Annotated in this window: 14 protein-coding genes; 7 read left to right on the top strand and 7 right to left on the bottom strand. The window is 57.1% G+C overall.

What is annotated here, in order from left to right; translation table 11 throughout:
- Positions 1 to 121 precede the first annotated feature (121 nt).
- Positions 122 to 694 carry a sulfotransferase family 2 domain-containing protein gene (locus CLAM6_RS12140; RefSeq protein ID WP_172978705.1) on the bottom strand — a complete coding sequence of 191 codons (573 nt, stop codon included), beginning with the start codon at positions 692 to 694 and terminating at the stop codon, positions 122 to 124.
- Between the two features lie 194 nt (positions 695 to 888).
- On the opposite strand from CLAM6_RS12140, the gene CLAM6_RS12145 reads away from it, so the two are divergent.
- Together CLAM6_RS12145 and CLAM6_RS12150 are read left to right on the top strand one after the other, a co-directional pair.
- The gene (locus CLAM6_RS12145; protein WP_153636247.1) at positions 889 to 1,830 is read left to right on the top strand and encodes a glycosyltransferase family 8 protein; all 942 of its coding nucleotides are present in this window, start codon (positions 889 to 891) and stop codon (positions 1,828 to 1,830) included.
- Positions 1,831 to 2,092: 262 nt separating this feature from the next.
- The gene (locus CLAM6_RS12150; protein WP_153636248.1) at positions 2,093 to 2,890 is read left to right on the top strand and encodes a sulfotransferase family protein; all 798 of its coding nucleotides are present in this window, start codon (positions 2,093 to 2,095) and stop codon (positions 2,888 to 2,890) included.
- A gap of 87 nt (positions 2,891 to 2,977) precedes the next feature.
- Here the strand turns inward: CLAM6_RS12150 and CLAM6_RS12155 are convergent, their stop codons facing one another.
- The 6 genes from CLAM6_RS12155 to CLAM6_RS12180 all read right to left on the bottom strand — a co-directional run bounded on the left by CLAM6_RS12155 (position 2,978) and on the right by CLAM6_RS12180 (position 7,827).
- Positions 2,978 to 3,649: a glycosyltransferase family 25 protein gene (locus CLAM6_RS12155; RefSeq protein ID WP_153636249.1), complete on the bottom strand. Its 672-nt coding sequence runs from the start codon at positions 3,647 to 3,649 to the stop codon at positions 2,978 to 2,980.
- A 38-nt stretch (positions 3,650 to 3,687) separates the two neighbouring features.
- On the bottom strand, positions 3,688 to 4,398 hold the full coding sequence (gene ung / locus CLAM6_RS12160) for a uracil-DNA glycosylase (RefSeq protein WP_153636250.1): 711 nt from the start codon (positions 4,396 to 4,398) through the stop codon (positions 3,688 to 3,690).
- Position 4,399: 1 nt separating this feature from the next.
- Positions 4,400 to 4,897, bottom strand: coding sequence for a xanthine phosphoribosyltransferase (gpt, locus tag CLAM6_RS12165; protein ID WP_043335607.1), 498 nt, complete (start codon positions 4,895 to 4,897; stop codon positions 4,400 to 4,402).
- A gap of 171 nt (positions 4,898 to 5,068) precedes the next feature.
- Positions 5,069 to 5,614, bottom strand: coding sequence for an adenine phosphoribosyltransferase (locus CLAM6_RS12170; RefSeq protein WP_043335609.1), 546 nt, complete (start codon positions 5,612 to 5,614; stop codon positions 5,069 to 5,071).
- Positions 5,614 to 6,915: an NCS2 family permease gene (locus CLAM6_RS12175; protein ID WP_153636251.1), complete on the bottom strand. Its 1,302-nt coding sequence runs from the start codon at positions 6,913 to 6,915 to the stop codon at positions 5,614 to 5,616. Before CLAM6_RS12175 ends, CLAM6_RS12170 begins: the two co-directional genes overlap by 1 nt.
- Positions 6,916 to 7,215: 300 nt before the next feature.
- Positions 7,216 to 7,827 carry a riboflavin synthase subunit alpha gene (locus tag CLAM6_RS12180; protein WP_153636935.1) on the bottom strand — a complete coding sequence of 204 codons (612 nt, stop codon included), beginning with the start codon at positions 7,825 to 7,827 and terminating at the stop codon, positions 7,216 to 7,218.
- A gap of 679 nt (positions 7,828 to 8,506) precedes the next feature.
- On the opposite strand from CLAM6_RS12180, the gene CLAM6_RS12185 reads away from it, so the two are divergent.
- The 5 genes from CLAM6_RS12185 (at position 8,507) to CLAM6_RS12205 (ending at position 13,072) form a co-directional block, all read left to right on the top strand.
- A complete protein-coding gene (locus CLAM6_RS12185; protein WP_107336315.1) occupies positions 8,507 to 9,550 on the top strand; it encodes a methionine ABC transporter ATP-binding protein in 1,044 nt (347 codons plus the stop codon).
- Complete coding sequence (locus CLAM6_RS12190; RefSeq protein WP_107336314.1) at positions 9,531 to 10,184, top strand: methionine ABC transporter permease; 654 nt, start codon at positions 9,531 to 9,533, stop codon at positions 10,182 to 10,184. Before CLAM6_RS12185 ends, CLAM6_RS12190 begins: the two co-directional genes overlap by 20 nt.
- Before the next feature lie 160 nt (positions 10,185 to 10,344).
- The gene (locus CLAM6_RS12195; RefSeq protein ID WP_153636936.1) at positions 10,345 to 11,163 is read left to right on the top strand and encodes a MetQ/NlpA family ABC transporter substrate-binding protein; all 819 of its coding nucleotides are present in this window, start codon (positions 10,345 to 10,347) and stop codon (positions 11,161 to 11,163) included.
- A 206-nt stretch (positions 11,164 to 11,369) separates the two neighbouring features.
- Positions 11,370 to 11,858: a GAF domain-containing protein gene (locus tag CLAM6_RS12200; RefSeq protein WP_131432461.1), complete on the top strand. Its 489-nt coding sequence runs from the start codon at positions 11,370 to 11,372 to the stop codon at positions 11,856 to 11,858.
- Positions 11,859 to 12,022: 164 nt separating this feature from the next.
- The gene (locus CLAM6_RS12205) at positions 12,023 to 13,072 is read left to right on the top strand and encodes an alpha/beta hydrolase (RefSeq protein ID WP_153636252.1); all 1,050 of its coding nucleotides are present in this window, start codon (positions 12,023 to 12,025) and stop codon (positions 13,070 to 13,072) included.
- The last annotated feature ends 35 nt before the right edge of the window (positions 13,073 to 13,107 follow it).

Genomic DNA, 13,107 nt, shown 5'->3' on the forward strand with positions numbered 1-13,107 from the left:
GGGAGGCTGGTAAATTGAGCGCATTCTAGCGGAAGCAAGCTTACAAGTTAAGGCTCTCGCCTTCAGGTTACAGCGGAGGAAGCGCCGCAAATGGACTGGCGACCTCCCGCCTGCCACTCATTCAAGGCGTGTAACCGAAGTTGACGAAATCCTGTGCATAGAGAATGGCCAGCTTCTCGCGGGTCGCCGCTGTCATGCCGGCCCCCGCCTCGACACTTCCCTTGTTGCGATGTGCAATCTCGCCGCTGATGCCCAGCTTGTTGGCAACCTGCTGGAAATCCTTGTCCAGGGTTTCGAAATGCCCCAGAAAATCCACCATCAAGGTCTCGTTTCCATCCATGACAAAAGAAGACTGCGAGAGAAACAGGAGGTGACTACGAAAAGCGCCTTGCCACAAACCACGTGCGACAAAATCATCAAAATCTGAATACTCTGCCATCTCCTTGGCGATGGCGAGATCCTGCTTGCCTTGATTGCCACCACTTAATATATAGCGATACGCTGACAGGGCACGATCGTAGGGATTTCTGACAAACGAGAATTTGTAATATGAGCTGAAGCGTTTCTTATCCGACTTTTTATAACTTTGCCATGACACATGATCTCTCCCCTTATCTTTTTGCTTACCTAAAGCAGCCAAAATAGAAGTACCAGCCACCTTGGGTATATGGATAAATATGCATTTATTTTTCACCAAATGCCTGCGATATGGAAACCGTTCGCAACACCACATAATATTTCTCTAGTAAAACATTGATGACACAGCAATATAGAGGCAAATCGAGGAAAAAGAATGTAAGCAAAATGAATTTCATTTCCTTTCCAATGGTAGAATGTACTTATGCATTCATGATATGATGCCCGGGTTTAATAACAGAGCACCTTACCATGTTTAATATTTTTATTTCCTGTGATGAAAACTACGCACCTCATCTTGCGACAACAATCGTATCGATAATTTCAAATTGTCGTACTCCTCAAATGCTGAATTTTATTATCGGTGACGGAGGGTTGTCATCTCTAACCATCAGCCGCCTCAACAAGATGATAAAATCTAAGGGAGCTGCAGTAGAATATGTGTATCTTGATGAGGAAAAGTTCGAAGGCCTAGAAGTCAAACGCTATGGTCTATCCATTTATTTCAGACTATACCTTGACGAAGTCATTAGCGAAGATATCACTGACATTCTCTGCATTGATTGCGATACTGTAGTCGTATCCGATATCCTGCAAATAACAAAGCATGTAACGATGGATGACTATACTATTGCGGCTGTTGAAAACATCGGTCGATCCCCTTATAAGTCCCTGGGATTACAGAAAGGAGATTACTTCAATTGCGGCCTAATGCTTATCAATATGAATCAATGGCGAAAGAAAAACATCGGTAAAAAAGCATTATCTTTCTTACGCAAGCATCCTGAGCTGTGCCTATATCCTGAGCAGTCTTCTCTAAATAAAATCATAGAAGGGCAGTGGACAAAACTACCCATTACCTGGAATGCACAGCGCCCAGCCTATAAAATCATTGAAAAGCGGTTGGCAGAGCAACATCGCCCAAAACATGAGTTTGTAGAATCCATACAGGCCCCTAATGTTATCCACTACATGGGGAAAAACAGCAAGCCTTGGGATAAACACACATTACATCCACTTAGAGACGTATATTTTTTCTATCGCGCCAAAACCCCTTGGCCGTTAAACACACAAAAACCCAAAAGAAACTTATATAAATCTCTCAAGCATTACTTGTCTCTTCAGAAAATATTTTTATATCATAAAAGAAGGAATATGAGTAAGCCCTTGATCAAGGCTCATTCACAAAGGTAAATCATGGCGCTCTTTCAAGGGGCGCCACTAGAGGAGTTTCGTTTCTTGATCACTATACAAAAGCTCAAAAGCGTATCATTGGTTCTCAATATACATAGAAGCGGCACAACATCTGGATTGGCCAGCATTTTTTTCATCCACAACAAGCTTACTTCGCAATTATTGTAAGCCAAAACTAGAATTCGGAAGAGAAGAAAGTAGTAGCAAAAACCAACAACGACTTATAACTTCATTAACCCTCTATAACATAGTCGAGTAAGAGATGATTATCAAAAGCCTTGTTAAACATAAGGTAAAAACAAGCAAGTACATTGAACACTACGCAAAGCGAGCTTATAACTCATTACCAACAGCATTCGCCAAACCTTTGGCAACTGATACATTATTTACCTTTGTAGCTGGTTGCGGCCATAGTGGAACAACGCTAATGGCTGCGAAGCTGAGCAACCATACAGCTATACTCGGGATTGGTAGAGAAACTGGCGTATTATCTCAGGGACGTCATTCACTTTCATCCATCAAGGCCATTCTACGTGAGTGGGATTATTTTGCCGAGTTTTATGGTCACAGCTGTATTCTGGAAAAAACACCAAAACATATTTATTCCTATGAACGTGTGCAAAAGGTATTAACAAAAAATAAATTCATCGTCATGACTCGAAACCCTCTGGACACAATAGCCTCACTTTACAAACGCTTTGGAGATATAGAATATTGTATTGATAGGTGGATCTACGACAATAGTAAGGCACTTGAACTACGGAACAAAAAAAATGTTTTATTTGTAAAATACGAAGAACTTACAGAAGAACCAGAAAAGACTCTCAAGACTACGCTTCGTTTCTTGGGCTATGACTATGAAAGCAGCATTCTAGAAACAGAAGATACAATATACAATAAAACCTCTCAAAAAAGAAACATGAAGGTTCGTGAAGAGCAAGTAAGCCAATCAATTAAACCAAACAGAGATGGATGGAAAAAAATATTGAGCAACGAGCAATCGATCTACATCATGTCAAGAGTGAGAGAAATTTCAAGCAAACTAGGATACTCAGCATAACCTCAATTAATCGATATACTTATCCCGGATTATCAGAAATCTGCAGATTTATATCCGGGATAATAAAACAGAAAGATCACTGTACATTTACAGCCATCGCATACACAGGGTACGCCAGATGTCTCTTTTTAGTGCACTAGGCTGTTTCGAGAAATTATTATCCCAATAACGCTTGTCTTTAACACTAGCCCCCCCTTTTCTCTTGACGCGATTCTCAACGATATCGCTTTTCACCTCATCTTCTGGCTGTTGAGCCGAAAGCATTGGATAAACTGAATAAGACTTCACTACATTACAATAATGCGTATCGATCGGAGTGCCAGAAAACTTTTTCCTTACCAGATTCTTGCACCCTTGTCGTGAAAGTATATATGCGTGTGTGCCTGTTAGGCGCGCACGTACAATATTAGGAAAGGGGATCAACCACATACGCCCCAGCATGCCTCCGAGATATAAAATCTCAGGCTGCTTGAGTTTTAAAAAAGAATTAGCCCGACGTATCACTTCATGTTTAAAGTTAAGTAACGTCGCATCATCTTCCAAGATTAAGACTCTTTCATAACCTCGTTCGATGGCCATGGCCGCACAGGCTTGGTGTGACTCATAGCAACCTCGCTCAGGGTCTTCAGAGTCGCGTTCAGCGAGGTAGAACTCTATATCAAGGCCTAATGGCGCAAACTCTTCAAGCAGCATTTGACGTCGATCTTTTCGCTCGACAAGACTGATGCAGAAAACTCCATCGACTTCCAATGTAGACATGGTCTGCTCCGTCCGTGATGACGTTCTAGGGATGATATTTACTCACTGGTAGGCAACTGCCAGTCGATCGGCTTTTCCCCACGCGCTTCCAGCCAGACGTTGGCTTGCGAGAAGTGGCGAGAGCCGAAGAAACCGCGGTGCGCTGCGAGGGGGGATGGGTGCGGCGCGTGGAGCACCAGGTGCTTCTGGGTGTCCACAGCACGGGCCTTCTTCTGGGCATGACTGCCCCAGAGCAGGAAGACGACACCCTGACAGTGCTGATTGATCACGTCGATGGCGCGGTCGGTGAATTGCTCCCACCCCTGCTTCTGATGCGAGGCGGCCTTGCCCTGCTCGACGGTCAGCACGCTGTTGAGCAGCAAGACGCCCTGCTTCGCCCAGCTTTCAAGGAAGCCGTGATCGACGGGTTCGACGCCGACATCGGTGGCCAGTTCCTTGTAGATGTTCTTCAGCGAAGGCGGCGGGCGTACGCCGGGGCGTACCGAGAAGCACAGTCCGTGCGCCTGGCCCGGGCCGTGATACGGGTCCTGCCCGAGGATCACGACCTTGACGTTGGAGAGCGGCGTCAGCCAGAAGGCACGAAACCAGTCATCGGAGTGCGGATAGATGACCTTGCCAGCATCTTTCTCGGCGCGCAGAAAGTCGCGCAGGCGCTGCATGTAGTCAGCCTGAAACTCTTGGCCAAGATGCGCCTGCCAATCGGCAGGCAACACCTCGGAGCGGCCAGTCGCGGCAGTCTCCAACGGCATGTCAGCTATCGCTCTCTTGCTTCTTGAGCTGCTCGGCGATCGGCTCGACGTAGGCGATGCCCATGTCCCACGGGAACTGGATCCAGCAGTTCTGCGGCACTTCGGTGATGAAGCCATCGACCAGCGGACGCCCTTCCGGCTTGGCATAGACGGTCACGAAGTGCGCCTTGGGCAGCATGTCACGCACCGCACGTGCGGTGTTGCCGGTGTCGACCAGATCATCGACCAGCAGCCAGCCGTCACCGTCGTGGTCGACGCCCTTGACCACTTCCAGACCACCCTGCTCCATGTGGTCGTGATAGCTTTTGATGCACACGGTATCGATGTGGCGGATACCCAGCTCGCGGGCGATCAGGCCGGCCGGAATCAGGCCACCGCGGGTGATGGCGATGATGCCCTTGAAGTCGCGACCGCTGAGGTCGTGACATAGCGCACGCACATCACGGTGCAGCTGGTCCCAGGAGACGATGAAGTGGTCGTGGTAGCGTTCGGAAGACATGTGGGTCACTCGCAATGACGAAACAGAAGGAAAGCATGGTGGCTGGCGCGCCACCGCACAAGGGGAAGATCCACTCAGCCACGCCAGAGCGCGGACAAGGGCCTCAGATTCGCTGCCCGCAGCAACGACGATGGCCCTGCCAGAAGACAGGGCCATCGCGTCAAGCCGGCATTACTCGGATTCGGTGAAGCTGCAAGCCGCGAAGACACTGTGGCCTTCTTCACGAATGCGCGCGGAGCCGCCGATTTCCGGCAGATCGATGATGGCTGCCGTCTCGACGACCACACCACCGGTGCGCTCGATCAGCTTGCAGGCCGCCAGCATGGTGCCGCCAGTGGCGATCAGGTCATCCATCACCAGGATGCGATCGCCTTCACGGAAGGCATCGGAGTGCAGCTCGACGGTGGACTCACCGTATTCCAGCGAGTAGGTCTCGCTGATGGTCTTGAACGGCAGCTTGCCCTTCTTGCGCACCGGCACGAAGCTGCAGCCCAGCTCGTAGGCCAGCGGAGCACCGATGATGAAACCACGCGCATCGATGGCGGCGATGGCGTCGATTTCCATCTCCTGATAGCGGTGCACGAAGGAGTCGATCAGCTTGCGGAACGCGGCGGAGTTCTGCAGCACCGGCGTGATGTCACGGAAGTTGACGCCTTCCTGGGGCCAGTCCGGCACGGTGCGGATGACAGACTTGATGTAGTCGCTGTAGATGCTCATTAGAGGGCTCCGTCGAGGAACAGGTATTTGCAGGCGAACAGGATGGCGAGAATCACCAGCCCCGGGCTCAGATCACGATAACGGCCGGAGAACAGCTTGATCACGGCGTGGCTGATGAAGCCCAGCGCGATCCCGTTGGCAATCGAGTAGGTCAGCGGCATCACCAGGGTGGCGATCACCACCGGTGCCGCTTCAGTAATGTCGTTCCAGTCGATGCGTGCCAGGCCGCCCGTCATCAGGCAGGCGACATACAGCAGCGCACCGGCAGTGGCGAAGGCCGGAATCGAGGTCGCCAGCGGCGACAGGAACAGGCTGACGAGGAACAGGCCGGCCACGACCACGGCCGTCAGGCCGGTACGCCCGCCGGCGGCTACGCCGGTGGCGGATTCGATGTAGCTGGTCACGTTCGAGGTGCCCATGACAGAGCCGACCATGGTGGCACTGGAGTCGGCCATCAAGGCCCGTCCCAGGCGCGGCAGATGGCCACGTTCATTGGTCAGGCCAGCCTGCTGGGAGACGGCGATCAGCGTGCCCGAGGTGTCGAACAGATCGACGAACAGGAAGGCGAAGATGATCGACACCATGCCCAGGTTGAAAGCGCCGGCGATATCGAGCTCCGCCAATGTCGGCAGCATGCTCGGCGGCATCGAGGCAAAGCCGTGGAAATCGTTGTTGCCGGTCAGGGTCGCCAGCAGAGTGACGAGCAGTATGCCGATCATCACCGCACCGATCACCTTCCGATACGACAGCGCGACGATCAAAAAGAACGAGAGCAATGCATACATGGCCGCCGGCGAGGACAGATCACCCAGCGTGACCAGCGTGCCCGGGGCGTCGACGACGATGCCACTGCCCTGCAGGGCGATGATCGCCATGAACAGGCCGATGCCCGCGGCGATACCGGTCTTCAGCGAGGCGGGAATGGCATTGATGATCCACTCGCGAATCTTGAAGGCGGAGAGCAGGAAGAAACTCACCCCGGACAGGAAGACCGCGCCCAGCGCGACCTGCCAGGGCACGCCCATCTGGCCGGCGACCGTATAGGTGAAGAAGGCCGTCAGCCCCATGCCCGGCGCCAGCGCGATCGGATAGTTGGCGTAAAGGCCCATGACCAGACAGCCGATGGCGGCCGCCAGACAGGTCGCGACGAACACGGCACCGTGATCCATGCCGGTGGAGGCCAGCATCGAGGGAGCCACGAAGATGATATAGGCCATCGCGAGGAAGGAGGTAAATCCTGCGATGACTTCGGTACGCACATTGGTACCGTGCTCGGAGAGCTTGAAAAGACGTTCCAGCATTGAGGTAGCCCCTATCCTTGAGCAGTGCCTGTCCGGCAAGGCGCAGTGGTCGGTGATTGTCAGAATCAGCAGATCAAGACGAACTCGCTCGGACAGGTATGCCGCACAGGGCGTCGGATGAAGCTTTTCCCCTGTTCAGCCTGCCTGAACCACGATGCCCCGCCAGCGGCAGGGCATCGAAAGGCGCAACATGGTACCCAAAGGTCTGCAGCGAATCGAGCATTCCCGGCATATTTCCTGACCAGTCAGACGAGTTCTGGCGTCCTGCCAGCGAGTTGATCCGCTGCAGACCTGCAAGCCTCATGCCAGACGGGAGGCCATGACCCGCTCGACGGTCTCGACAATGGCCTGGGTCTGCGGGTCGACTTCAAGGTTGACCTGATCACCGACAGCGCGCACGCCCATCAGGGTGCGCTCGAGCGTCTCGGGAATCAGATTGACGCAGAAGCGCGTGCCCTGCACCTCACCGATCGTCAGGCTGACACCGTCAAGTCCCACATAGCCCTTGTCGAACAGAAAACGTATCAGCTCGGCCGGCGCCTGGAACCAGATACGACGATTGTCGGCAGTGGCTTCGATGGCATCGATGGTCACCATCGCCATCACGTGCCCGGACATCGAGTGCCCGCCGATCTCGTCGCCGAAGCGTGCCGCTCGCTCCACGTTCACGACGCTGCCCACCTCGAGCTCGCCCAGATTGGTCAGACGCAGCGTCTCGCGCATCAGATCAAAGCTGGCCAGTTGACCCTCAAGCGCCGTCACGGTCAGACAGCAACCGTTGTGTGCCACCGAGGCCCCCAGCTCCAGCCCCGCCTCCAGCCCCGCCGGCAACCGGACCTGATGCGTGCGAAAGTCAGTGCGTTCTTCAATGGCCACCACTTCCGCCATGCCTTGTACGATACCCGTGAACATGCGTGATCTTTCCTTGCACTGCTGCTTCTTGCTGTCGAGAAGCCGTGAATAAGGGACGGCATGCAGCAGCGAGATGACCGGCATGCCCAGCCGAAATCCTAGCATGGTGGACTAGCCGTCGACATGCTGGCGTTGTCTGCCGTGGGAGTGCGCGCCGTTGCCGCCTTTGCCACCCGCCTCTCGCCACAGATGAGCACGACTGCCACCGCGAACGCAGAGTAGCCAGAGCGGGCCGCAACTCATGCCCAACTGACCGTCAAGACAGGAAAGCCGTCGATGCCTGTTGAAACCCGCGTCACGACAAGAGCCTTGTAAGAAATGGCTTACAGGGCGTATCGCCAAATTGCCATATCGAACGACAGTTCGAATAAACGCCCAGCGCAAGACCAAAGTCGTTGACACCCCCAAGGTGACTGATAGAATGCGCCTCAAATCTGTTTGGCGCCGATTTGTACCCGGATTGCGGGCGCCCACCACGAGAGCTGGTCTCACGGGGTGCAAGTTCTGCTAAAAGGGTGTGTCCAGCGTTGATGGCCACCCGTCTTGGGTGGTCTTTTTTCTCCCCACTGGATCGCTCCCCTCTTCGCTGTCTGCCATGTGCGCAGACGCCGGCAGAACGTTCTGTCCTCTACAGACCTTCGCCCGCAATCCGGTTGGTGCCTTAACCACTCGGACCCCCATGATCACACTCAAGAACGTCTCCAAGACTTACGGCAGTGGTGACAAGGCCGTGGTCGCGCTCAAGGATGCCAGCCTCACGGTTCCTCAGGGCGCCATTACCGGTGTCATCGGCCTGTCCGGTGCCGGCAAGTCGACCCTCATTCGCTGCGTCAATCTACTCGAACGCCCCACTGCCGGTAGCGTCGTCGTCGATGGCCAGGAACTGACCGAGCTCGACGAGTCCGCCCTGCGCAGCGCTCGTCACCAGATCGGCATGATCTTCCAGCACTTCAATCTGCTCTCCTCACGCACGGTCTTCGCCAATGTGGCGCTGCCGCTGGAGCTGGCTGGCATCTCGAAGGACGAGATCAGAAAGCGCGTCGAGCCATTGCTGGAACTGACCGGCCTGAGCGACAAGGCCGGCCAGTATCCTGCCCAGCTGTCCGGCGGCCAGAAACAGCGTGTGGCCATCGCCCGCGCCTTGGCCAGCCGCCCCAAGGTGCTGCTGTGTGATGAGGCCACCTCGGCCCTCGACCCGCAGACCACCGCCTCCATCCTTGAGCTGCTCAAGGACATCAACACCAAGCTGGGCCTGACGATCCTGCTGATCACCCACGAGATGGAAGTGGTCAAGAGCATCTGTGATCAGGTCGCCCTGATCAGCGGTGGTGAACTGGTGGAAGTGGCCTCGGTGGGCGATTTCTTCACCGCACCGCAGACCCGCCTGGGCCGCGAGTTCCTCAATGACTTCCTGGAACTTGAGCCGCCACGCGCGCTGGTCGAGCGCCTCGAAGCCACCGCGGGCCCGCACACCCACCCGGTGGTGCGCCTGGCCTTCAGCGGCGACGCCGTCTCCACTCCGCTGATCTCCCGTCTGGCACGTGAATGCCAGGTGGATGTCAGCATCCTGCAGGCCAAGGTGGAATCCATCCAGGACCGCACCCTGGGCCTGATGATCGCCGAACTGATGGGCGATAGCCGCCAGACCCAGCAAGCGCTCGATTATCTCGAATCCCACGACCTGAAAGTGGAGGTGCTCGGTCATGTCACCCGCACTGCTTGAACTCGTCCTGTCCTCCACCCTCGAGACCCTGTACATGGTCGCGGTGGCAGGCCTGATCTCCGCGGCACTCGGCATTCCCCTGGGCGTGGCACTCTATACCTCGCGCCCCGGCCAGATTCTCGCGCGCCCGGCACTCAACAGCGTGCTGAGCATCATCACCAACATCGGTCGCTCGGTGCCGTTCATCATCCTGATGGTGGCGATCATCCCGCTGACGCGCCTGATCGCGGGCAGCTCCATCGGCACCAATGCCGCCATCGTGCCGCTGACCATCGCCTCGATTCCCTTCGTCGCCCGCCTGATCGAAGGCGCGCTGAATGAAGTCGGCCCCGGGCTGGTCGAGGCCGCACAGGCCATGGGCGCCACGCCGATGCAGATCATCACCAAGGTACTGCTACCGGAAGCACGCGGCGGCATCATCAATGGCCTGACCATCACCGTGGTGACGCTGATCAGCTATTCCGCCATGGCCGGCACCGTCGGTGGCGGCGGCCTGGGGGATCTCGGCATTCGCTACGGCTACAACCGCTTCGACCCGATGGTGATGCTGGTGACCGTGGTCATCCTCGTCGTCATGGTGCAGGGCTTCCAGAGCCTGGGCGACCATCTGGTGCGCAAGTCGAACCACAAGTAAGCGTCGCTCCATGAGCAGCGACTGATCTGGAAGTGGCGTTCGATCTACAAATCACACGGCTTTCGGTATCGTGACGGCTCATCACCATGAGCCGTCACTCATAACATCCCGCGGACCCCGCCGGTCACGTCGGATCACAAGGAGAACATCGATGCGCAACATGCTGACCACGCTTTCTTCCCCGCTGCGCCTTGCCGGCGCTGCCACCCTGCTCGGCGCCACCCTGCTGGCAGGCTGCGGCAACGACGCGTCCGACGAGAACACCCTCAAGATGGGTACCGTCGCAGGCCCGGAAACCGAAGTGATGAAGGTCGCGGCCGAGATCGCCAAGGAAAAGTACGACCTGAACGTCGAGATCACCGAGTTCACCGACTACGTGTCTCCCAACGCCGCTCTGGCCGATGGCTCTCTGGACGCCAACGCCTACCAGCACCAGCCGTACATGGAATCCATGGTGCGTGAGCGTGGCTACAAGTTCGCCAGCGCCGGCAAGACCTTCGTGTACCCGATCGGTGCCTACTCCGAGAAGTACGCAGACATCAGCGAACTGCCGGACGGCGCGACCATCGCCCTGCCGAACGATCCGTCCAACGAAGGCCGCTCCCTGATCCTGATGCACGACCTGGGCATGATCGAGCTGACCGACAAGAGCAACCTCGAAGCGACCCCGATCGACGTCGCCAAGAACCCGCATGACTACCAGTTCAAGGAAATCGAGGCTGCCCAGCTGCCGCGTATCCTGCCGGACGTCGACCTGGCCTTCATCAACAACACCTTCGCCCAGCCGGCTGGCTTGAAGCCGGAAGACGCGCTGATCCGTGAAGGCGCCGAATCTCCGTACGTCAACCTGATCGTCGTGCGTCAGGGCGATGAAGACAGCGAGAAGGTGCAGAAGCTGGTCAAGGCCTACCAGACGCCGGAAGTCGAAGCCAAGGCGGAAGAGCTGTTCAAGGGCGCGGCGGTGCCGGGCTGGAAGTAAGCCTCACCCCATGTCACTGACAGACGCCTGAACGCAAAGCGCCGACCACTGGTCGGCGTTTTGCATCCGGTGGATGCACGCATCTCATCACGCCCAGCAGCCGGCGCAGCACGAGAAGACACACGCGCAGGACACGCTTGAAACAGGCGACCCGCGACCGCATTCCTGCGCCATCTCGCCACCTTACCTATCCCTCAGGAGCCCTCATGGCCACTCGCCCCGACTATTCACTGCTGGCCCGCCAGCTGGATGCCATCCTCGATACCCGCGACTGGCTGACCAACGCCTCCCAGACGGCCGCCTTCGTCAACATGACGGTGGAGAACCTCAACTGGGCAGGCTTCTATGTACAACGTCAGCCGCAGATCCTGCACCTGGGGCCGTTCCAGGGTCAGCCGGCCTGCCACCCGATTCCCTTCACCAAGGGCGTGTGTGGCGCCGCCGCCACCGAGCGCACCACCCAGCGTGTCGCGGATGTACACGCCTTCCCGGGCCATATCGCCTGTGACGCCGCCTCGCGCAGCGAGCTGGTCATCCCGGTGCTCATCGAGCAGGACGGCCAGCAAGTGCTGTGGGGTGTGCTGGACCTGGACAGCCCGAGCCCCGAGCGCTTCGACGAAGAGGATCAGGCCGGCATCGAGCGCCTGGTCGAGATCTTCATCGCCTCCAGCGACTTCGACAGCGTTCCTGCCTGACAAACTGAGCGCCCGCCTGACAGACAGCCTGAACGTCAGCATCACGCTCTGCCGCCCGCCGCGCCACTCGCACGGCGGGCGGTTTGCGTTGTGGCCTGTCAGGCCTTGCACAGCCCCGTGCGAGATGACAGGTTAAGAGCTCTCGCCCCCGACAGGAGCCAAACATGTCATCCCGGTCGCCATCTCATCCCTCGCCGCACTCTACTTCGCCCTCCACATCATCCTCTACATCGCCCTCCTCCCCGGATTCGCCGCCCCCACACGCGGAGGCCTCGCTGCAAAATCATGACGATGCGCATGCAGGCCTTGAGCGAGTCATCAAGCATCTTGAGCGTATCAAGGCCTTCACGGCGCGCACCGGCAATGACCTTGGTGCCAAGCGCACCCTGCTTGAGGCTTACTTCGCCGCCGACGCCAGCATTCTCGACACCGGCGTGACACCGCGTCTCGCGATGGTGCCGGGTGGCGAGGGAGAGCGTGTCTGTGAGGTATTGCCGGCACCCGATGACGCACCAGCGCGCCCGCGTCGCCTGCTGTATGTGCATGGCGGCAGCTGGATCGCAGGCTCGCCTGCCGGCCATCGTCCTCTGGCCAGCCGTCTGGGGCGAGCGGCACGCGCCGAGACCTACACCCTGGATTATCGCCTCGCGCCCGAGGCCGCCTTCCCGGCCGGCCTGCAGGACGTGCTGGCCGCGTGGCGCTGGCTGTGTGACGAATACCCGCAGGACCACCTGCTGCTGGCCGGTGACAGTGCGGGCGGCAACCTCACGTTGGCGGCCGTGAATGCGCTCAAGAGCGCAGGCGAGCGGCTGCCGGATGCGGTGATCGCCTTCTCGCCCGCCACGGACCTCAGCTGGGGCAGCGCCTCGCTGTCGCGCAAGGCCGAGGTGGACCCGATCCTCGACCCCAACCTGCTGCCCTTCGTGAGCATGGCCTATGTGCAGGACGGCACCGACATGAGTGACCCGCGCATCTCGCCGCTGGAGGGAAATCTGTTTGAGCTACCACCGACGCTGATCCAGTGCGGCGAGGCGGAGATCCTGCTCGACGACAGTCGTCGCTACGCCACTCAGGCGCAGGACTGCGGCTCACCCGTCACCTTGAGTCTGTGGCCGGACATGCCACATGTGTTCGTCGGCTTCGCCCCGCTGCTGAGCGCTGCCAATGCCGCCCTCAAGGAAGCACGCGAATTCCTCGACGCTACGCTTGCCTGAGCGGCGCGCGCCAATCCCGCGGCAGATTTTCATGA

Source organism: Cobetia sp. AM6, from assembly GCF_009617955.1.
GTDB lineage: Bacteria > Pseudomonadota > Gammaproteobacteria > Pseudomonadales > Halomonadaceae > Cobetia > Cobetia amphilecti.

Excerpts from the sequence above, each read along its gene's own strand:
- CLAM6_RS12145 (WP_153636247.1), top strand. The coding sequence starts at position 889 with ATGTTTAATATTTTTATTTCCTGTGATGAAAACTACGCACCTCATCTT.
- CLAM6_RS12150 (WP_153636248.1), top strand. The coding sequence starts at position 2,093 with ATGATTATCAAAAGCCTTGTTAAACATAAGGTAAAAACAAGCAAGTAC.
- CLAM6_RS12155 (WP_153636249.1), bottom strand. The coding sequence starts at position 3,649 with ATGTCTACATTGGAAGTCGATGGAGTTTTCTGCATCAGTCTTGTCGAG.
- ung (WP_153636250.1), bottom strand. The coding sequence starts at position 4,398 with ATGCCGTTGGAGACTGCCGCGACTGGCCGCTCCGAGGTGTTGCCTGCC.
- gpt (WP_043335607.1), bottom strand. The coding sequence starts at position 4,897 with ATGTCTTCCGAACGCTACCACGACCACTTCATCGTCTCCTGGGACCAG.
- CLAM6_RS12170 (WP_043335609.1), bottom strand. The coding sequence starts at position 5,614 with ATGAGCATCTACAGCGACTACATCAAGTCTGTCATCCGCACCGTGCCG.
- CLAM6_RS12175 (WP_153636251.1), bottom strand. The coding sequence starts at position 6,915 with ATGCTGGAACGTCTTTTCAAGCTCTCCGAGCACGGTACCAATGTGCGT.
- CLAM6_RS12180 (WP_153636935.1), bottom strand. The coding sequence starts at position 7,827 with ATGTTCACGGGTATCGTACAAGGCATGGCGGAAGTGGTGGCCATTGAA.
- CLAM6_RS12185 (WP_107336315.1), top strand. The coding sequence starts at position 8,507 with ATGATCACACTCAAGAACGTCTCCAAGACTTACGGCAGTGGTGACAAG.
- CLAM6_RS12190 (WP_107336314.1), top strand. The coding sequence starts at position 9,531 with ATGTCACCCGCACTGCTTGAACTCGTCCTGTCCTCCACCCTCGAGACC.
- CLAM6_RS12195 (WP_153636936.1), top strand. The coding sequence starts at position 10,345 with ATGCTGACCACGCTTTCTTCCCCGCTGCGCCTTGCCGGCGCTGCCACC.
- CLAM6_RS12200 (WP_131432461.1), top strand. The coding sequence starts at position 11,370 with ATGGCCACTCGCCCCGACTATTCACTGCTGGCCCGCCAGCTGGATGCC.
- CLAM6_RS12205 (WP_153636252.1), top strand. The coding sequence starts at position 12,023 with ATGTCATCCCGGTCGCCATCTCATCCCTCGCCGCACTCTACTTCGCCC.